Below are 20666 nucleotides of genomic sequence, written 5' to 3'. Positions count from 1 at the left end.
GCGGTTATACTTATGGATGCCGCACTACAAACTCATTTTCTCAAAACGCCAATCATTCAAGATGCCGCCGCCGATGACCAATATCACCGCCCCAATTACCGGTTTCGTGATGTTGCCCAAACTATTGAGGTGTACGGTTTTAAGTTGGCTGGTGGAAATGAGCCAATCGACATAATGTAGTATCTGTAAATTAACAAACTGGATATGTAGAATGGCGATGACCAGGAGCACTAAGAAACCCATGGCGATGGCAGCGGTGGTGCTGTTGCTCCAATACAAGATCATCGTAATGATAGTAATTTCAGTGGTGACCAGCAGGACATAAACCAGCCATTGGGCCAGCCAGTCGCCCCACGACATCTGGCCTAAGCCACCTGCAATAATGCCCCCGATAAATGCAATGAGCTGTATGGCCAATAATTGCAAAGCAATCGCAACCACTGTGGTCACCATTTTGCTCAGAAAATAGCGGCGGCGAGAAATACCCATTGTCAGCGTATCCTTCAGTAATTGTTGGGAGAAATCGTGGCCGATTGTCAGCAAGATCAGCGGCAGCAACCAGACAAACAAACTGCCGTTGTTGTTGATCAGCTGGACGCCCAACCAGCCGGTGAGATGGTTTGATCGGCTCCAATTAACGGTCGTGAAGATGGTAAAGCCTAAAATAAATACTTCCCAAATTAGCAAACTGCGCGAATGGCGCAAACGGTAAAAATCAGCTCGCATTAAATTAAGCATCTTGGCGCACCGCCTCTCGCTGGTCGCTGAGTAGCGTTTTGAAGTAGTCCTCCAGATTTTGGCCGGCCTGACCAATCCCGGTGATGGGCACGCCCGCTGTAACCAACGCTTGGTTCAGCGTGCTGATTGGCCGTTTTTCATCAAACACATGCAATTCATTGGCGGCAACCACTTTGAAATTAGTCACCTGGATACTGGTCAGCGCCCGGGTCAAAGCTGGCATGTCGGTGGTCTCGATGCGGATATACTGAGCCGTTTCAGACATGAATTCATGCTTGGTCACCTCTCGCACCATGCGGCCTTCATCGATGAAGCCGAAGCGGGTGGCCAAATGGAATAACTCGTCTAGAATGTGGCTGGAAATCAAGATCGTAGTGTTTTGTTCCCGATTCAACTTCAGCAACAGTTGGCGAAAGTCGGCAATCGCAATCGGATCCAGACCGTTGATTGGTTCATCCAGCAACAATAGGTCCGGCTTTTTTAGAATTGCTAAAGCGAGACCCAGTTTTTGTTTCATTCCCAAGGAAAAATGCTTGACCTTCTTCTTACCAGTTCCGGTTAACCCAACAAATTGGAGACTGTCTTCGGCCGCATGGGGCGTAACGATGCCTTGGGCTAAACAGAAGTAGCGCATGTTTTCCAGGGCCGTTAATTCCCCAAAGGCTGATGGGGTTTCGATAATCGAACCCACCCGACGCAACATGGCGATATGGGCCTGATCCACGGGTTTACCGAAGAGAGTCAAGGTACCCGCAGTTGGGGTGATCAGCTGGAGCAGTGTTTTTAATAACGTCGTTTTGCCGGCACCATTGCGCCCCACCAGGCCGTATATATCGCCTTGATGCACCGTAAGATTCAGATTATCCAGGGCCAATTGCTGCGGGTACTGCTTGATGACGTTTTTTGCTTCTAATACAACATCCATATTTTTGCCTCCATGATGACTTGATGGCTCTACTATAACGGCCAAGTGTAAACTGAGTATTAACTCATTTCTTAACTATCTATTAATTCGGTGCTGCATCGCTAACTGCGGCCATAATCATAAAGCCCTGTCCGTATGCCGCAATTAAGTGTTACGGCCAGTACAGCCACAACTTTGGCTACGTAAAGCTTGACGCGTACCCCTTTATACCAAGACATTGTCAATTTACCCTAAATGTGCGAGAATGCTCCCACTTCAACGGCTTTGCCGTAAGTGGGGGATGAATCGCACCGAATTGTGGCATGTTGTCGGGCTGTTTTGTTATAATTAAGATATAACAAAAGATGGTTAATACTAAATAATAACAATATGTAATTATCTTCAGTATTCTTATATTATTATAATTTAGTAGTGAACATCCGGACAGAAACGGGTTTCAAAATGGCGCAAACCATTTCTACACAGCTTCTGCCGCTATTTAGCACTATATCGCAAGTCAGGAGGAGAGCTAATGGCTACGATATTAAAGGGTTTCAAGCTCAAACTTTATCCTACGACAGACCAACAGATTCTTTTTCGGCGCACCTTTGGCTGCACCCGCTTCGTATGGAATCAACTGCTGGCTATGCAAAAGAAACGGTACAAGAACAATCCTGAAAAATGGTTCATTTCACAATTTGGCATGGATAAACTTTTGCCTCTGTTGAAGCAAGAACATCCGTGGTTAAAGGAAATTGATGCCACCGCACTTCAGATGGCCACGGCCCAATTGGCGGATGCTTATATACGTTTTTTTAAAGGTCAGAATGGATTTCCTCACTTTCGTAAGTTGGCCTATGCCCAAAGTTACACCAGTAAGTATGTCAACCGCAATATCCAAATCGTGGATGACCATCATCTCAAGCTACCTAAAGTAGGCTTAGTCGTCTTCAAAGCTGGTCGCTTGACCATAGGTCAGATCAAGCGCGTGACCGTCCGCCAGAAAGCTGCGGGCCACTATGAAGCCACCGTCCTTTGCCAGTGTGAAACGACAGACCTACCCCAAACTGGGAAAAGGGTGGGTGGAGACTTAGGTTTGAAGTCCCTGCTCAATTTATCAGATGGCCATAAAGAGCCCAACTTGCGCTACGATAAGAAACTAGCTAAACAGAAGCATTATTGGGAGAAGAAACGAGCTCGGCGCCTACTTGGTGCGAAAGCGCAAATCGCCCGAGATAAACATGAACACCCGGATAATGTCCGCCGACTCACCGATTTCAAGAACTATCAAAACGCTCGGGTCATGGTGGCTAAGTATGCGGCTAAAATAGCGTATCAACGCCAAGATCAGTTGCATAAATACACCACTTGGCTGGTCAAGCATTATGACCATATCGTCCTGGAAAAAATGAATGTCAAGGGCATGCTTAAAAACCACAAGCTGGCCCGGGCCATCAGTAATGCCAGCTGGGGGCGCTTGGTCACTATCTTGGCATATAAGTGCTTATGGTATGGCAAAAAATTGACCTTAGTCCCGCCAGCTTATACCAGCCAAGAATGCTCAGTCTGCCATGAACGCAACAATCGCCTGGGCTTGAGTCAAGGCCAATGGTTGAGTGTTCGCCAATGGGACTGTCCAAGTTGCGGGACGCATTTGGATCGAGATATCAATGCGGCCATCAATATCTTGAACAAAGGTCTGCAAGCAACTGTCTAAAACATAAAACGGGCTCGGGACGAGCCTTGGTGCTTCGCAAGAAGTGATAGCTGTGGCCTCTACTCAGCTTTAGTTCTACTGCTGAGCAAGCGTGCAGTGTTCCCAGAATCCCCCACTTCAAACGTGGGGCCGTAAGGTCGCCGTTAAGTGGCGGGAGGTTCAATAATAAACATGGTATTATATACGTACAGAACAAAAAAGACCCTGCTGCTAACAGGGCCCGTGCAGCCGCTTTAAAGGCGGTGGCTTAGTTATAAGATTCTACTACAAAGTCGTCCCATAACCGCCAAAGTTATGTGGGGCGGCTTTTTATTTGTCCGCATCTCAACACTTTTTATAGATAAGAAGTTTTAAACATCTTTGAAACTGTCATTTATTAAGACCGAAGATTTTGTGAACGATTGCGGGTCTGGGTATTGGCATAGGCCGCCTGTAAGATAGTGGTGCCTAAAATCAAAACTGTGCCGGCAAGTTCGGGTAGACCAAAAGCAATATGGAAGAACAAGACTGTGAGTAATGTTGAAGTTAAAGGTTCAAAGGCACCCAACAAGCTGGTGATGGTTGGGGCGATGAAACGTAGGCTTTGTAAAACGAACAGGTAAGCAAACAATGTGCCAAAGAGAACGACGAAGCTGACCAAGGCCACGCCCTTCACATCCAACTGAGGTAGTGGGTAGCGCAGGGCTGTGGGCAAGAAGACCAAACCCCCTAAGAGCATGGACCAACCGACGATGGAAACTGCGCCGAATTCCTTCAATAATTTCCGGGGATACAAGGTGTAAATGGCCGTGCTTAAAGCGGTCAATAAGCCCCAAATCAAGCCAGCTGGGGCAATATTTAATTTGCTGAAATTACCCCCGGTGACCAATAGTGCCGTCCCTAGAATGGCTAGGATAACGGAAATGGTGTTGATCCGGCTGGGCAGGCGATGGCTGTGGACGGCTAAGAAAACAATGATCAAAGCTGGGCTTAGAAATTGTAAAATCGTCGCGGTGGCAGCATTGCTGTGTTGAATAGCCATGAAATAAGTTAACTGGGCGGGCAGCATGCCAATCAGGCTAAAAATAATTAAGCCCCGCATGCTGGCGGGTTTGCGCCAGGCGTCTAAGACCTTGTGGCCGGTGGTCAAGGCCCCAAACAAGACTAGTAAAGCCCCGGCCCCTAGCATCCGCAAGCAGACCAGCCATTGGGGTGACATTTGGTAGTTGCCAAACAAATATTGGGCGACGATTCCAGAAAAACCCCATAGCAATGGTCCCATGATGGCCAAAGCCATCCCGTGTAATTTTGTATTGTGTTGTACTTCAACAATTTTCATTTAAAGTCAGTCCTTCCATAGTTGTGTCACTTGAATATGTATGGATTTAGACGTTATGGGAAGGTGTGACTGAGCAATTTGGTCAATTTCTAAAATCTCTTTTCATAATAAAAAACGGCTACTTTCAGGTTTGCGTGGATGCCAAAAGTAGTCGTTTTATTTTTTTTACGTCCTGATTTTGGCGAACGCCTTCGCCTTTACATACATTGTAAGCTAAAAATTTTTCTTTGTAAATAAAAAAGATTTAGGTAAGCGGTTTCAATGATTTCGAATCTGTTATAACACGGATTGGCAGTATTGGCTAGGGGGTCTGCTAAAAGGCATGAGAGCCCTTGCAAAAATAATTGGAAAGTTTATGATGAATTTAAAAATCACCCACAATCCTTGGCGGTGGCCCATGAAGAAAACAAACATACTGTTGCTTATTATTTAGTCAGCCAAGCTTGCATTGGGTTATTTTTCAAGTGAGTATGTGCCATTGATCTGTATCATGCAGACCAACCTTGATTATTTGAAGGAATATTTCACCCATACGCTATTTTTGCAGAATAGTAGTGTGTATCTATTGAAAAACGAAAAGTAAACCTAAGCAAATTAATGAGTTGTTCATTTCTGAAATGAAAGCCCCGCAGTACACTGATCCTTAACCTTTAACTTCCAAAAAGAGGGGATAATAATGTCTTCAAGAACGATTACCGCTTTTGGAACCGCAATTTGTGTTGTTATTTCGTTTATAAACGCTAAGGTCTCACTATTTGTAACTGGCACTTTCTTTTTATGGTTAACATATCGATTACTGCTCAAGAAAGATTATACATTGTTGGCAAGATTGCCAAGCAAAGTGGATCCTTACGCAAGTATCAGTAATTCAAAAAAGAATAGACTACGTAAAATTGCTTTTGCCATAGGTATTTTAATGCTGATGCTGGCTATTGGGATATTGTGTTATGCATTCATCGATTTTTTTAATCTAAGTATTGGCGGCAAATACTTAAAAGCGTATGCCATCTCATTTTTGATATTTGGCCCAGTTTCAATTCTGTTTTTTGTCATGGGTGTACATTTTCGAAAGGGTCTAGATTTGGATATACTCGCTGGTTATACACCAAGTAATTATTCTAAAGAGCAAAATAATATGGTGGGTAAAATAACGGGAAATTATTTTATCATTGAAGGTTTTATGGTAATAGTTTCAATCTTTATTATGAATGAATTTGAAGACGCAGTGGTATCAATCCTTGCTATTGTTACACTGTCTATCATATTACTAGTGATACATGTCAATTATCGGCTAAAAAGATAGGCTTCGCTCGGGTTATTTACTCGAAATAAAATAAAAAAGCAAACTTATAATGAATTTAAAAATCACCCACAGTCCTTGGAGGCGGCCCATGAAGAAAACAAACACACTGTTGCTTATTAATTTTGTGATTCAAGCTTGTATCCTGGTTATTTTCCAAAGGGCCTTGCCCCATCAATTGCCCACAATGGTGGGGATTAGCGGCCAAGTGATCTATTGGTACACCTATGCCACACCAATTCTGGTGCCAGGCCTTATCTTTTTGGCGGTCCTACACCTGGCGGCTGGTTTAATTGCTTATGGGCGCCGGGTTTTAAACTGGATTCCCATTTTTAGTGGGGTGGAGGGTCAAAATGTGTTGCAGGTGCTGACGTTTTGGCTAGCCTGTTTTTCCTGGCTGATCGTCATTTATTGTTTCTGGTACAATCAGTTTACGATTCATCTGATGTTCAGTTTCAATATTGCGGCAGTCATTGTATTTACCTACTTTGTGGTACGGGGTTGCTATCGCTTCTCCAAATCTAAAAATAATTCAGTTTAAGAGACGACTCTCAAGCAAGTTTTACCAGTCTCTTTTTAATCTGATCAGGCGTTCGGATCAAACCGAGCACTATTTTTTTGCGTTTTCTAAGCAAATATAAAACTTTATTTACCAAAATCCCTCTATTTTACAAAAAACTGTCATTTTTTTACCCATTTGATACCAAATCACACCTGAATCAATACAATGCTAGGTTATGGTTGATTGTGAAAGGGGAGATTTAATTTTGAAGATTACAACGCATTTTCGCAAAACAGCGTTTTTAGTTGCTTTTCTAGCGGCCCTGGGAGGGTTGCTTGGCGTGGGCGGCGCTAGCCAAGTCCAAGCCGCTTCTAAAGTCGTCAATATTTCTTACTGGCATGTCAACGCCCAGACCCAAGGCGGCGCGGCGGTGGATGACTTGGTCAAAAATTTCAACAAGACCCATCCCAATATCCAAGTGTCCGCCAAGTATAATCCCAACATGTACCAAGGCCTGATGCAAAACCTGCAATCCGCCCAGGCCTCCAACAAAGTGCCAGACATCGTGCAGGTGGGTTGGGCCTACACCAATTATTTTGGCAGCAACTTTAAATATCTGACACCCACCGCAGCCCAAAGCAAATTTGATAAAAATAGCCATTTCATCACTAAAAATTTCACCAAGCGTACCTTATCTTTTGCCAAGGATAGTAACGGCAAATTGGTGGGCTTGCCTTATTCTTTGAGTACGCCGATTCTCTATTACAATAAGACTATGTTAGACAAATATGGCATCAAAGCCAGTGACCTGGCAACTTGGGAAGGGGTCAGCGGGGCCGCTAAGAAAATTAAAGCCGCCAGTGGCAACTATGGCCTCTACATCCAAGAACCCGGCGATACTTGGGCCCAACAAGCAGTACTGTTAAGTAACGGGGCCAAGATCATTCAAAAGGGCAAGGCCGCCTTTGACAGCAAAAAGGGTCAAGCTGCTTACCAACTTTACCAAGACATGGTGGTCAAGGATAAAACCGCGTTACATACCCCTTGGGCCCAGGGGATGGATGCCTTTGTTAACGGCAAAGTCGCCATTGCCTATACCACTGTCGCCCAGGCATCCCATGTGAAGAGCAGCGTGAACTTCGACGTCCAAGCCATCACCTCGCCCCATTTCAAAGGCCAAAAAGCCGTTGTGCCGGTGGGTGGGTCCATGTTAGCCATCACCGCTCAAAAAACGGCCCAACAAAAAGCCGCTTGGGTCTTTGAAAAGTATATGTATGACAACAGTTCCCTGGTGACTTGGAGCAAGGGCACCGGGTATTTACCCCCAACTTCAAGCGCTCTGAAGGATCCGACCTTTAAGAGCTACGTCAACGACAATCCCATGTTAAAACCGGCTATTGCTCAAATTGATACCGCCGTGCCTTGGACTTCATTTCCTAAAAACGGTTTAGACGCTGAACAAACCATGATCGATGCCCGGGACAAAATTTTAGCTGGTAGCAGCGTCAAGTCTACCTTGAAGGCCGCCCAGGAGAAAATCAATGAACAGCAATAAACAGCAGCATCGGGTTTTGACCCTGCTCTACCTGGCCCCAACGGCCCTGATTCTGTTGGTGTTTATCATCATCCCCATCATTTACACTCTTTACCTGAGTTTCTTTGATTGGAATTTGATCGCCCCCACCAAGAATTTTGTGGGCTGGCGTAATTACCTCACCATCTTCACGGACCCGGTGAATCAAAAGGTTTTGTTAAACACCCTGGGGTACATTGGCTTGCTGCTGGTGTTAAACTTTGTCATTCCCTATGTGATCTCGATCATCGTCCAATTTTTCATCCACAAAATGCAGGGAGTCTATAAAATCATTTTCTTCATCCCCAGTTTATTTTCCCTGGTGGTGGGGGCCATGGTTTTTGCCTGGATCATGAATCCTGTTTCCGGGCCCATTGCTTTGTTCCTGCGCCAAATAGGGTTCACCCTGCCTAATTGGACCAACTCCGGGGGCTTGGCCATTGTGATGTTGTGTCTCATCACCAATTGGAAGGTCTTTGGCTACAACTTTGTGTTGCTGTTAACGGGCCTGGGGAGCATCCCCCAAAACCTCATCGATGCTGCGCAAGTGGACCATATCCCCAAGTGGCGCCTGATTTGGGACGTGGTGTTGCCCTTGAATAAAAGCATGGCCTTTTACGTGTTGATTTTGACCATTGTCCAAGGCCTGCAATACGTGTTCACCCCCATCAACGTGATCACCCAAGGCGGCCCGTATTACGGGTCTTCCAACGTGTTATACCACACGTATCTAAATGCCTTTGTGTTATATAAGACCGGTAATGCTTCGGCGCTGGCCATTTTGACCTTTGTGATTTTTCTGATTTTACTGTTCCTAGAAATCAAGTTTGTGGAAGGGCGGGATGCAGATGCGCCCATTTAAAGCTAACGGTTGGCACCTCTTGTTGCTGGTGATTTGCCTCGCCTTGATCCTGCCGGTATTGTTCATGGTCGCCAACTCCTTCAAAACCCTGCAGGATTCCTACCATACCATGTGGCAATTGATCCCGTTACACCCCACCTTGAAGAATTACCAAACCCTAAGTCGACAAGTAGCCCTTTTACGCTTAATATGGAATACCTTCTTCATGGCTACTTTGGTGACCCTGGGGAAATTGAGCACAGGCTTGTTGGCCGCTTATGCCTTTCAATACTTTCATTTTCGGGGAAAGAAATGGGTGTATTTCGCCTTCGTGGCCACGATTTTTATTCCTTTCACCGTCACCATGATCCCCAACTATTTGGTGATTGCCAAGGCCAATCTATTGAACACCGCCTTGGGGGTGGCCTTGCCCCAATTGTGCGATGCCACCGGGATCATGATCTTTTTAAAGGCCATGGCTAAAATTCCTAGGAGTCTGATTGAATCAGCTTACCTGGATCAAATTCCCACCCACCGTTTATTGATGAACATCATCATTCCCATTTTGCGGCCCAGCATTATCAGTATTGGCGCCATCTTCTTCATCAATTCCTGGAATGAATACGTCTGGCCCACCTTGATTTTAAAGGACAAAAGTAGTTTTACCCTGCCGCTGGCGTTACAGAACTACATTTCCAGCGAAGGGGGGACCAATTTCCCCCTGGCCATGGCCTTAGCCACCATCATGATCATTGTACCCTTGGTGATTTATATGGTATTCCAACGGTACATTTTGAATAGCATTAGTAATTCTGGTTTAAAGTAGGTGATTGAAATAGATACGAATGAAATTGCATTGGAATTAAAAGACGTGGTCAAAACCTATCATAAAGTCCCGGTGATTACCCAGTTGAATCTGCAGATCAAAAAGGGCGAATTCATGGTATTGTTGGGGCCATCGGGGTGTGGCAAATCCACCACGCTGCGCTTGATTGCCGGGTTAGAAGCCCCCACTGCCGGAGAAATTCGCATTGCCGGTACTAACCGCCAGTCCCACGCCAAGGCCAGTGACGATATCGCCATGGTGTTTCAAGACTATGCCCTGTATCCTAACATGACGGTTTATCAAAACTTGGACTATGCCTTAAAGGTCCATAAGGTGGCTAAGGCTGAACGCCAACAGCGCTTGACCAAGATTTTAGCCACTTTGAATTTAACGGCTTACCAAGACCGCCTGCCCGGCCAATTATCCGGGGGCCAAAAACAGCGGGTGGCTCTGGGCCGGGGTTTGGCCAAGAAAAGCCCGATTTTCCTGTTGGATGAGCCCTTATCTAACATTGACGTGCAGCTGCGGGAAAAGGCCCGAGATGAGATTCAAAATCTCCACCAAGCCAACGGCCAAACCATTGTCTATGTGACCCATGATCATCTGGAGGCCATGGCTTTAGGAGACCGCATCGCCATCATGAATGCCGGTAAGATCCAAATGGTGGATACCCCCGACAACATTTATAACCATCCCGCCAATCTTTTCGTGGCTCAGTTTGTGGGGACACCCCAGATCAATATTTTGGCGGCCCAATACCAACAGGGAAAATTGCAGTTTCAAGGGCAACCTTTACCCCTGACCCCGGGGCAGGCCCAGGCCTTAGCGGGCCAGGGGGACCAGGGCTTAGATTTAGGGATTCGACCGGAACATGTGCTGGTCCACGGCCAACCTGCCGGCCAGCCAGCCTACCCAGCCCAGGTGGCGCAAATCATCGACTATGGCCGCTATCAGCAACTGACCTTGGCCTTGAACGGGGATACGACTTTAAAAGCCATCACCACCAACAATGATGTCACCAAAGATACGACGGTTTATCTGACTTTTGCACCAAAGCACATCTTGCTTTTTGATCATAGTAGCCAAAAAAATATTGAAAAGTAGAATGAGGGCGGAATTTATGACAGATACAACAATTATCCATATTTCGGATACCCACTTCACACCGGCTGGTCAGCCCGATGCCTTTAACCAACAAGTCAATCCTTTTTATAAGTTTGATCTGGTCTTCAGTGACATTGCTAAGATGGCCACCAAACCGGATTTTATCGTGATAACTGGCGATTTAGTCCATGAAGGCCAAGCTGGGGACTATGTGCGGCTAAAGGCGTTGATTGATGAAGAAAGCGACCAGCTCAAGGTGCCGATTTTTGTTGTATTAGGTAATCATGATCGGACGGCGGCCTTTTATGACGGCTTTTTAGACCGGCCCCCAGACTCGAAGTATTATTACAAATTGACCCTGGGTGGGCTGGATAATTATTTTTTAGATACCACCTTTGAAGACCTGGAGCCGGGATACTTGGATGCCAAACAACTGGACTGGCTTTGGACTCAGCTGGAAGCCCATCCCCGCCAACCCGCTTTGATTTTCATGCACCATCCCATGGCAACCGCGGCCTTGAGCCAGATGCACTTTAGCGTTTTGCAAAATAGCACTGACCTGTTAAATGTTTGTAAGGCCGGCAATGTAAAGGGGATATTTGCGGGGCATATCCATTTTTCTGCCACCTATACGACGGCCGGCATCCTCAATGCAGTGGCGGATTCCAGCGCTTATCATATTGATTGCCGCGACCCCTACCACCACTATGTTAACGATGCTGTGGGCTATAACATCATTAGAGTTACCGATGACCAAGGCATTGAAGTGGAAAGCCGCCGCCTATACTGGGGGCAAGAAATTATCAAAGAATTATTGATCGACCAAACGGATTTTGTGGACCCGCTGATTTTTAAAAGCCAGTCTTCATGAGGATTAGACCAATCAAAAAAGCGTTTGGGCTCAAAAACCCAAACGCTTCTTTTCGTAGAATTATCAGTGGAACAGCATGTATTTCGTCGGATCACTAGGCAATAGGAAATTGAAACCTTCTAAAGCGATGATGGCGATTAAGTTGGCAACGATCAAGATGGCAAAGAGCCAAACGTTGATGGTGGCAACGGCATTGTATTCGGTACCTTTAGGCGTTAATTCCTTGGCAAAAATCATCATGATGGCACTGAAGACCATGACTACGACAAAGCTGACCAAAGCCCAAGTATAAGTATGGATGCCAAAGACGGCGGAGCCATAACCCGGGTCGCCGGGTTTGATGTGCAATAGGATTTGGCGAATAGACGCTGTGGACCCCACCAAAGCGGCCAACAAGGACATCCCATAGCCCCGAATCATCTTTTGCGTGGTGATGGTGCCCCGTTTTGTGTTAATAATCACATAAAGTGGGCCAAAACAGGCCAACATCATGAAGTAGCGCTGGATCATACATAACGGACAAGGAAATTCGTTTAAGGCAAACTGGAAGAAAAAGCCCCCAGCTAAAACGAAGTTATAAGCAAATAAGAAAATATTAGCAGCCCAAAACCCTAACGTGGCGCCCAGGGTGCTGCTAGTTGCATGTGTCGCATTTGTTGCTGAAACTGTTTTTTCCATTAGAAGCACCCCCTATAAATTGAGATTCAAGTTACTTGTTGCGTGTAACTTAAACAAGACGACCACCAGGACAAAGGTGAGAATCCATAACATAAAATCCCGTTTATCAAACTTACCTTTGATGATGACTTTCAGAAACATCAAGGTAATGATCAACATAATAATGATATCCATAAAACAAACAACCTCCCAAAATAAATTGTGTACAATAATAGGTATAACACAGGGGGATTGGGGCTTCATGGCCAGGGGATTAGAGTTGGGTCAGACAAAACAGGGGGTATCTTAAATTACTGTAAAATTTCCATAATAAGATAGCAAGAATCAATTTATTGATTTGGAAACGGTTTATTTTTTGGCCGGGGTATTTTAAAACATGATGCCAAAATAATTGTAAGCTTGGCTAAATATTTTTAATTTATAATGCAGTTAGTTCAGACTGGTTTAACAGACTTTCCAGCAGTTGTGATGCCTCAATATAAAGCCATAGCTGCTGAATTTAGTTTTGGCTGGTACGCCTGAAAAGCAACGGGTCACGGCAATATACCTGCAACAATTCAATAACAGCTGAAAAATCGTGATTCTCAGATTCAAAAGGACATGGTTCTTACTGATTAGCTTTATTTTTGTGTCAATTCTTGTTCAACGCGATCAAACTCTGAGGTAGGCAGCGCATATTGAGCACCAGCGAACTGTGGGGCAGTCCCTAAATCGTTCGTGAGTTGAAAATGAACGCCATAGCGCCCTAAAAACGACAGCACATTAAACTGAGCCTTCAAAAACAGCAGGTCAGCGCCACTTTGAGACCGATTGGAAATTAAGATAACGATTTTGTCAATCTTGTAGGCCTTATCAAGGGCATGGCGAACTTCAATCACGTCCTTGGTGAAAGGTACTTTATCAAACGCAAAGGAGGTCCGCAGTTGATAGGCGATTAACGGATAGGCTTTATCTAAATTAATGACGATGTCCTCCTATCTAGTATTTGGCAGCGCCCAGGGTTTTATTCTTCAACCCCAACAGGCTGTGGTGCCGGGCCAAAATAGTCATGAGCAGGAATAAAGTTCTTTGTCTTATAATCAGCCCATTCCGGTGCCGGTTTACCAGCCTTTTCAGCGGCAGCGATGTCTTGGTAAAAGTGTAATTTTCGTTGAATATGATTTTCATTATCCAACAATAAGGCCAGCTGTTCTTTGAGGCGCACATCGTGGGCTTGCAGTAATTCAATAACAGCGGACAAATCGTTATTCTCAGATTCATAATTTAAAAGGAGTTGTAATTCTTTTAAGGTCATCCCCGCATTTTTAAAACAACAAATAGCACTCAACCGGGATAAATGCTGGTCGGTGTAGACCCGGCGAATGCCATCACGGCCCACGTTATATAACAAACCCAGTTCCTCATAGTAACGCAAGGTGGAAGCGGGTAAGTGGTACATTTTAGAAACAGTACTGATGGAATAAGTTTTCATAGGCACTCCTTAAAAAAGACTTTACTTCAAGTTGACTTGAAGTAGTACACTAACTTTAACATAAGCCCTGGGATAAACAAGGCGAAATTGACAAACAGCACGTCGTTTTTTTAAGGAGGACATTTTTTATGTATCAAGCAGACAGTACCCGGTATGATCAAATGGTTTACAAACGCTTAGGCCACAGTGGCTTAAAATTATCGGCCATTGGCTTAGGCCTCTGGCACAATTTTGGCAGCGTGGACAATCTGGCCAACCAGCAAGCCATCATCCACAAGGCCTTTGATCTAGGCATCACCTATTACGATTTGGCTAACAACTACGGCCCCGTGCCTGGCAGTGCCGAAGCCAACTTCGGCCGCATCATGGCTCACGATATGAAACCCTACCGAGACGAAATGATTATCGCCAGCAAAGCCGGTTATGAAATGTGGCCCGGGCCTTATGGGGACTGGGGTTCCCGGAAAAGTATCATTGCCAGTGCCAACCAGAGTTTACAGCGCTTAGGCTTAGATTATGTGGATATTTTTTACAGTCACCGCCCAGACCCTGAGACCGATGTCACCGAGACAGCCTTAGCCCTGGACCAATTAGTCCATGAGGGTAAGACCTTATATGTGGGGATTTCCAATTACAGTGGGGCGCAAACGGCAGCCATTGCTAAGATCTTCAAGGATTTAAAGACCCCCTTTGTGATCCATCAACCCCGCTACAATATGTTCAACCGGGAAGTGGAAACAGACGTCTTCCCAGAATTGCGTAAGGCTGGCATTGGAGCCGTGGGCTTTAGTGCCTTATCCCAAGGTTTGTTGACGGACAAGTACTTACACGGTATTCCTGAAGATTCCCGGGCTAAAAAATCCAGCAGTCCTTTCTTACATCCGGCCCAAGTTGAAGCTACCTTGAAAACAGTGGCCCAATTAAATGACTTAGCCCAAAAGCGGGGCCAAACCTTAGCGGAGATGGCCTTAGCCTGGAACTTGCGGGAACCAGAAGTGGCCAGTGTCCTAGTGGGTGCCAGCCGCCCCGCCCAATTGGTGGATAACGTCCATGCCTTGGCCAACTTAGACTTTACTGCCGCTGAATTAAAAGCCATCGATACCATTTTAGCAGCCCAGGGCACCATTTCATGGGGCGCCCACTAAACCGACTATAAATATTTTGAGCAAATAAGCTTGACATTTGACCCAACTGCCGTTAAACTACTCTTTAATCATATTAAATTGCTATGAAAAGATGAGTATAATTCTATGTGAATTCACAGAGAGCCCGGAAGATGGAAAAGGGTAATGTCACCGAATTAGAAGATGGTCTTGAAGCAGTGCATGTTTGAATCCTTTGGATGAGGACATGATGGGTGCGCCCATTAGCGCGTTACGGTTTACCAGGCTTGACCTGGGCGAACCGGTCGAGGCATGTTGTGTGAGCAATATGCAAAATAAGGTGGTAACACGTCAATGAGACGCCCTTAGCAAAATGTTTTATTTTGCTAAGGGCTTTTTTTTGTTTTTACGGACACACAGATAATCAAGGAGGAATCAGGAATGGTATTAGCAAGCAATTTAGGGTATCCCCGTATAGGTGAAAAACGTGAATGGAAATTCACATTGGAGAAATTCTGGCGCCATGATATTGATGAAGCCGAATTTGCAAAACGCACTAAAGCCATTCGCCTAGAAGCTTTAAAGAAACAACAAGCAGCCGGTATTGATGTGATTCCCGTGGCTGATTACAGCAACTATGATCATGTCTTAGATACATCGGTGGCTTTTAATGCCATTCCCAAACGCTTTGGCAACTTTGATCACCAATTAAGTTTGACTGAATATTTCGCCATTGCCCGGGGCACCAAAGACCACGTGGCCGCTGAAATGACCAAATGGTTTAACACCAACTACCACTACATCGTCCCTGAATTAGACGATGTGAACTTCAAATTATTGGACAACCCTTGGTTAACCCGTTATTTAGAAGCTAAAGCCGAATTAGGCATTGACGGCAAGCCCGTTATCTTAGGCCCCGTGACTTTCTTAAAATTATCTAAGTTACACGATGCCCATTTGACCACTGCAGAATTGATCCCATTATTGAACCAATTATTGCCACTATATCAACAAGTGGTGAAAGAATTAGCTGCCAACGGCGTAGAATGGATCCAATTAGACGAACCTAGCTTGGTCACTTTGACTGATCCAAAGCAATTACAATTGTATCGTCAAGCCCTAGCTGCCATCCGGGCCGCTGCCCCTGAATTAAAAGTCGAATTACAGACTTACTTCGAACGCCCAGATTATTTGGAAGATATCTTAAACTTCGATGTGGATGCCTTTGGTTTTGACTTCGTCCATGATCACGGCACCCTTTTACCGGAGTTAAAGGCGTTAGGCTTCCCCGCAGGCAAAATCTTAGCTGCCGGGATCATCGACGGCCGCAACGTTTGGCGCAGTGACTTTTCTCAGAAAACAGAACTGATCAAAGACTTATTAACCGTTGTGGATAGCGACCATCTGTGGTTGCAACCTAGCAACTCTTTGCTCCACGTCCCTATCACCACTAAAAACGAAACCCACTTGGACCCAACCATCAAAGCCGGCATTGCCTTTGCCGATGAAAAATTGGGCGAGTTGAAAGTGTTGACGGACTTTGCCAATGACAAAGATGTGGCGGCTGAAATCGACCAACAACAAGCGGCCCTACAAGCCTTGAATACGTCGGAACACCGGAACAATCCGGAAGTTAAACGGGCTGTGGACGCCATGTTGCAGTCCAAGGTCGAACGGCACAGCCCTTACAAACAACGGGTCGTTGCCCAAGAATCCTTGGACTTACCTTTACTGCCAACTACCACTATCGGCAGCTTCCCACAATCTAAAGAAGTGCGGGCTAAACGCTTAGCTTGGCGGAAAAAACAGATTAGTGACGGGGAATACAAAGACTTCATCAAACAAGAAACCAAACGCTGGATCAACATCCAAGAGGACTTGGGCTTAGATGTCTTAGTCCATGGGGAATTTGAACGGACCGACATGGTGGAATACTTTGGCCAAAAATTCAGCGGCTTTTATGCCACAGATAATGGCTGGGTTCAAAGCTATGGTTCCCGGTGCGTACGGCCACCGTTAATCTTTGGGGATGTGTCTTGGAGTGAACCCATCACGGTTGACGAGACGGTCTATGCCCAAAGTTTGACTAAGAAACCGGTGAAGGGGATGCTGACCAGTGCGGTCACTATCATCAACTGGAGCTTTGTCCGGGATGACTTACCAAAGAACATCGTGGCTGACCAAATTGGCTTAGCTTTGCGTCATGAGGTCAAGGCCTTAGAAGATGCTGGTATTCGCATCATCCAAGTGGACGAGCCTGCCTTAAGAGAAGGGCTGCCATTGAAGGCTAAATATCGCCAAGCTTACCTGGATAATGCCGTTGAAGCCTTCAAGATCACCACTACTGGGGTCAAGGATAGCACCCAGGTCCATACCCATATGTGCTACTCTGATTTCGAAGATATCCTGCCAGCCATCAGTGCTTTAGATGCGGACGTGATTTCCATCGAAACTTCCCGGTCCCATGGTGAAAGTATCAAGGCTTTTGAAAATGTCACTTACGATAAACAAATCGGCCTGGGGGTTTATGATATCCATAGCCCACGGGTGCCAAGTGTTGAAGAAATCAAACAAAATATTCATCGGGCTTTGCAGGTCATTGATGTCCATCAATTCTGGATCAATCCCGATTGTGGTTTGAAAACGCGTAATGAACCGGAAGCCATCGCTGCCTTGAAGAACATGGTTCAAGCTACCGATGAAGTTAGAGCGGAGGTATCCGTAGGAGCTGTTTAAAATATGGGAAATTTAGCACAAGCACTGCAAGATCAGGTACTGGTGGCCGATGGGGCCATGGGGACCTTACTTTACAGCCAATATGGCATTAGCCATGATTTTGAATCTTTGAATCTCACCCATGGTGGCGATATTTTACAAATTCACCAGGCGTATATCGCCGCCGGGGCTGATGTGATCCAGACTAACACTTATGCGGCTAACAGCATCAAGCTCAGCCGCTACGGCTTGGAAAACAAGTTGACGGCCATTAATGAAGCCGCCGTCAGTCTGGCCCACACCGCCAAAGTCGCCAGTGAACGACCGGTGTATATCTTAGGCACCATTGGGGGGATTGCCGGATCCACGGATATCACCGACCCAGATTTACTGACGCCGGCCGCCATTGACGCCAGCGTGCGCCAACAGGTTGAAGTCCTGTTGGCCACTAAAGCCATCGATGGTTTGCTGTTGGAAACTTATTTTGACTTGGCCGAATTAAAACGGGCCATTAAAGTGGTGCAAAGTCTCACGGATTTGCCCATTGTGGCCAATGTCACCATGTACGAACCCGGGGTGCTGCAAGGTGGCACCACTTTGACCCAAGCCTTGTCTGAATTGGCCGCCTTAGGGGTGGCCGCAGCCGGGGCCAACTGTCACTTGGGGCCCTACCAGATGAATGAAGCGTTGGAAAAGACCCAACTGCCTTTGGGGACACCCCTGGCGGTTTATCCCAATGCGGGTTTGCCCAATATGGAACACGGCCAGTTGATCTATGACGGATCCGCGGCTTATTTCCGCACCTATGCGGAGACCTTCCGCCAAAAGGGCGCCCACTTAATCGGGGGCTGTTGCGGTACTACGCCGGAACATATTGCCGGCTTATTCGCTGGGTTAAAGAGCCGCCAGCCGGTTCAACCGGAGATCAACGTTCAGGTTCGCCAGCAACAAGCTGAAAACCAGGCCGCTGTGGCCCGCACCCATCCTTTCTTAGAAGCGGTCAAAACTAAAAAGGTCCCACTGGTGGAATTAGACCCACCCAAGACCTTAAGGACCGACCGTTTTCTAAAGAGTGCCCAAGCCTTAGCAGAAGCCGGTATCGGCGCCATCACTTTATCCGATGGCTCCCTGGCCACCACCCGCATCAGTAACTTGGCCCTGGCGGCTAAGTTGAAGCTGGAATATGGCATCACACCGTTAGTCCACGTCACCACCCGGGATCATAACCTGATCGGCCTGCAAGCTGAAATCATGGGTTTATCCATGTTGGGGTTAGATGATGTCCTAGTGATCACCGGCGACCCGGCCAAAGTCGGGGATTTGCCCGGGGCCACCTCGGTATATGATGTCCATTCCACGGAATTAATTAGTTATTTCAAGAAATATAATGAAGGTATTTCACCCACGGGGCGTAAGTTAGGCAAAGCCTGCAGCTTTTCCGTGGGGGCGGCTTTGAATCCCAATGTCCGTAACTTAGACCGGATTCCCAAAACCATTGCCCGCAAAGTTGACGCTGGGGCGGATTACATCATCACCCAACCCATCTTTGATCCGCAAATTGCCGTAGATCTGGCCAAAGTAGTGGCTGATAATGACATTCAAGTGCCCATTTTTGTAGGGGTCTTGCCATTATTGTCCTACCGCAATGCCCGCTTCTTGCACCATGAAGTGCCGGGCATCCGCTTATCGGAGGACACCTTGACCCGGATGAAGGCGGCTGAAGCTGACGGGAATGAACGGGAAGTTGGCCTGCAAATCGCTGAAGAATTAGTAGATGTGATTTGTGAGCACTTCAACGGCATTCACATCACCACGCCGATGCAACACGCCGAAATTTCCGGCGCCTTGGCCCAATATGTCAAAGCCAAGAATACCGCCAAAGTTTAATCAAAAATAGCCAGGGCAGCTGTCCTGGCTATTTTTATGGGCATAAAGATAGCGCTTTCAAATCGTAGGGAATATAATAAACTTGTCGGATTAGGCGCTGCTTTAGCAGTAGGGGGTGCGTCATGATGTTGCTCGCCATCAAACGGGGCAGTCTTTTGTTTCTAAAGGCGTTGCTCATCCCACTTGTTTTTATCATTATCAACCTGTTTCGAGGTCGAACCACCAATTTTTTAGGCCTAGCCATTGGTCTGGCGATTGTTTGGTTGGTATTTATTGGGCTCACGTATCTGGGCGTTTATGATAGGATGTTGCGTTTCTTTTCGAATGATTCTAAAAAGTAAGCTATATTAATAAGCCCTCGGAAAATAACTGAATTTTCCAAAGGCTTATTTGCATGATCAGATTTAAGCTGGATCATTAGTTTTGGCGTTTTTTATGGTGTTCCCATTTCCGATAACTGCCCACAACATATAGGGGCATGATTAGGATGATTACAAATATTGAACCAACCAGCATGATTAAAAGGAGCGTTAGCCAACTTGCCTGCTTTGGCGTTAGCGTCAAGCCGATAAAAACAATCAGGAAGGATATGAGGCTTAACAGTTTAGTGGCTCGTTTAGTTTTAAGGAAATCAGGGGCGCTATCCATAAACAGTTGGGGATAATTAGATACTTAATACTAATTTTTAGAGCTTGCCCGTAGGACATGGTCAATCCCGCCCTTTCATAGGCGCTAGCACTTGGACGCATAAACGCGGTGATTTAATAGAATTGTGCGGAAGTCCTCTGGTTAAAACCTAAGGATGGATAGCACTAACTTTCGTAGAAAGTTATTACGCCATCATGTAGTCTGAGGTGTTGATTTCAGCAACGTTCCAGTTATTTTGGTGCCGGATCACTTTGAGTTTGCTTAGATTGACCTGTTTGTATTTTGGGTTGATCGTCAAATAATGGTCGTCTCCAGCTTTTACATAGCAAGCTGTTTTACCGCTGAATCCGGAAATATTGCCCCTTAGGCCGTTAGGCAGTTGGACATAGTCATTGAGATGAAACCCGTTGATAGCTTTCGTGTTTTTGGCATTTCGCTTGCTGGTGGTATTAGGTGTTTTCCGGCCTTTC

At 46.0% G+C, this 20666-nt stretch carries 19 protein-coding genes, 1 pseudogene and 1 other annotated feature; of the genes and pseudogenes, 12 read left to right on the top strand and 8 right to left on the bottom strand.

Features of this window, described 5'->3' with window-relative positions; genetic code table 11:
* Window positions 1-24: 24 nt before the first annotated feature.
* Window positions 25-738 (bottom strand): ABC transporter permease, encoded by a 714-nt coding sequence (locus FC83_RS09530; protein ID WP_035450826.1) that lies wholly within the window; start codon window positions 736-738, stop codon window positions 25-27.
* Window positions 731-1663 (bottom strand): ATP-binding cassette domain-containing protein, encoded by a 933-nt coding sequence (locus FC83_RS09525; protein ID WP_035450827.1) that lies wholly within the window; start codon window positions 1661-1663, stop codon window positions 731-733. Before FC83_RS09525 ends, FC83_RS09530 begins: the two co-directional genes overlap by 8 nt.
* A gap of 511 nt (window positions 1664-2174) precedes the next feature.
* Here FC83_RS09525 and FC83_RS09520 point away from each other — a divergent pair.
* Window positions 2175-3359, top strand: coding sequence for an RNA-guided endonuclease TnpB family protein (locus FC83_RS09520; protein ID WP_057002703.1), 1185 nt, complete (start codon window positions 2175-2177; stop codon window positions 3357-3359).
* A 376-nt stretch (window positions 3360-3735) separates the two neighbouring features.
* Here the strand turns inward: FC83_RS09520 and FC83_RS09515 are convergent, their stop codons facing one another.
* Window positions 3736-4677 carry a DMT family transporter gene (locus tag FC83_RS09515; RefSeq protein WP_057002702.1) on the bottom strand — a complete coding sequence of 314 codons (942 nt, stop codon included), beginning with the start codon at window positions 4675-4677 and terminating at the stop codon, window positions 3736-3738.
* Window positions 4678-5353: 676 nt separating this feature from the next.
* On the opposite strand from FC83_RS09515, the gene FC83_RS09510 reads away from it, so the two are divergent.
* From FC83_RS09510 to FC83_RS09480, 7 genes are all read left to right on the top strand, one after another.
* A complete protein-coding gene (locus FC83_RS09510) occupies window positions 5354-5980 on the top strand; it encodes a hypothetical protein (RefSeq protein WP_035450832.1) in 627 nt (208 codons plus the stop codon).
* Between the two features lie 88 nt (window positions 5981-6068).
* Entirely contained in the window at window positions 6069-6518 is a 450-nt protein-coding gene (locus FC83_RS09505) for a hypothetical protein (protein ID WP_035450834.1), read from the top strand.
* Window positions 6519-6744: 226 nt separating this feature from the next.
* Window positions 6745-8034 carry an ABC transporter substrate-binding protein gene (locus FC83_RS09500; protein WP_057002701.1) on the top strand — a complete coding sequence of 430 codons (1290 nt, stop codon included), beginning with the start codon at window positions 6745-6747 and terminating at the stop codon, window positions 8032-8034.
* A complete protein-coding gene (locus FC83_RS09495; protein ID WP_035450835.1) occupies window positions 8021-8914 on the top strand; it encodes a carbohydrate ABC transporter permease in 894 nt (297 codons plus the stop codon). Before FC83_RS09500 ends, FC83_RS09495 begins: the two co-directional genes overlap by 14 nt.
* Window positions 8901-9719, top strand: a complete 819-nt coding sequence (locus FC83_RS09490; protein WP_081762973.1) for a carbohydrate ABC transporter permease — start codon at window positions 8901-8903, stop codon at window positions 9717-9719. The genes FC83_RS09495 and FC83_RS09490 overlap by 14 nt, the downstream gene beginning before the upstream one ends.
* Window positions 9720-10823 (top strand): ABC transporter ATP-binding protein, encoded by a 1104-nt coding sequence (locus FC83_RS09485; RefSeq protein ID WP_236700827.1) that lies wholly within the window; start codon window positions 9720-9722, stop codon window positions 10821-10823.
* Between the two features lie 16 nt (window positions 10824-10839).
* Window positions 10840-11694 (top strand): metallophosphoesterase family protein, encoded by an 855-nt coding sequence (locus FC83_RS09480; RefSeq protein WP_035450837.1) that lies wholly within the window; start codon window positions 10840-10842, stop codon window positions 11692-11694.
* Window positions 11695-11757: 63 nt separating this feature from the next.
* Here FC83_RS09480 and FC83_RS09475 read toward each other — a convergent pair whose 3' ends face one another.
* From FC83_RS09475 to FC83_RS09465, 4 genes are all read right to left on the bottom strand, one after another.
* Window positions 11758-12372, bottom strand: coding sequence for a disulfide bond formation protein B (locus FC83_RS09475; RefSeq protein WP_081762961.1), 615 nt, complete (start codon window positions 12370-12372; stop codon window positions 11758-11760).
* A 12-nt stretch (window positions 12373-12384) separates the two neighbouring features.
* Window positions 12385-12546 (bottom strand): DUF5993 family protein, encoded by a 162-nt coding sequence (locus FC83_RS17075; RefSeq protein WP_156405587.1) that lies wholly within the window; start codon window positions 12544-12546, stop codon window positions 12385-12387.
* Window positions 12547-12992: 446 nt separating this feature from the next.
* Entirely contained in the window at window positions 12993-13250 is a 258-nt protein-coding gene (locus FC83_RS09470) for a hypothetical protein (RefSeq protein ID WP_035450839.1), read from the bottom strand.
* A gap of 125 nt (window positions 13251-13375) precedes the next feature.
* The gene (locus FC83_RS09465; protein WP_052004441.1) at window positions 13376-13843 is read right to left on the bottom strand and encodes a MerR family transcriptional regulator; all 468 of its coding nucleotides are present in this window, start codon (window positions 13841-13843) and stop codon (window positions 13376-13378) included.
* A gap of 128 nt (window positions 13844-13971) precedes the next feature.
* Here FC83_RS09465 and FC83_RS09460 point away from each other — a divergent pair, with 128 nt between their 5' ends.
* The 4 genes from FC83_RS09460 (at window position 13972) to FC83_RS09445 (ending at window position 19889) form a co-directional block, all read left to right on the top strand.
* Window positions 13972-14988, top strand: coding sequence for an aldo/keto reductase (locus FC83_RS09460; protein ID WP_057002700.1), 1017 nt, complete (start codon window positions 13972-13974; stop codon window positions 14986-14988).
* Window positions 14989-15062: 74 nt separating this feature from the next.
* Window positions 15063-15316, top strand: a binding site (T-box leader).
* 71 nt (window positions 15317-15387) lie between these two features.
* Window positions 15388-17682 (top strand): 5-methyltetrahydropteroyltriglutamate--homocysteine S-methyltransferase, encoded by a 2295-nt coding sequence (gene metE, locus FC83_RS09455; protein ID WP_057002699.1) that lies wholly within the window; start codon window positions 15388-15390, stop codon window positions 17680-17682.
* A 3-nt stretch (window positions 17683-17685) separates the two neighbouring features.
* Window positions 17686-19548: a bifunctional homocysteine S-methyltransferase/methylenetetrahydrofolate reductase gene (locus FC83_RS09450; RefSeq protein WP_057002698.1), complete on the top strand. Its 1863-nt coding sequence runs from the start codon at window positions 17686-17688 to the stop codon at window positions 19546-19548.
* A 122-nt stretch (window positions 19549-19670) separates the two neighbouring features.
* On the top strand, window positions 19671-19889 hold the full coding sequence (locus tag FC83_RS09445) for a hypothetical protein (protein WP_057002697.1): 219 nt from the start codon (window positions 19671-19673) through the stop codon (window positions 19887-19889).
* A gap of 491 nt (window positions 19890-20380) precedes the next feature.
* Here FC83_RS09445 and FC83_RS17445 read toward each other — a convergent pair.
* Window positions 20381-20666 (bottom strand): annotated as a pseudogene (locus FC83_RS17445) (RNA-guided endonuclease IscB); the annotation flags it as partial.

Source organism: Agrilactobacillus composti DSM 18527 = JCM 14202 (assembly GCF_001436375.1).
GTDB lineage: Bacteria > Bacillota > Bacilli > Lactobacillales > Lactobacillaceae > Agrilactobacillus > Agrilactobacillus composti.
Note: the sequence above shows the minus strand (reverse complement) of the source record. Positions and strands in the feature narration are given on the sequence as shown.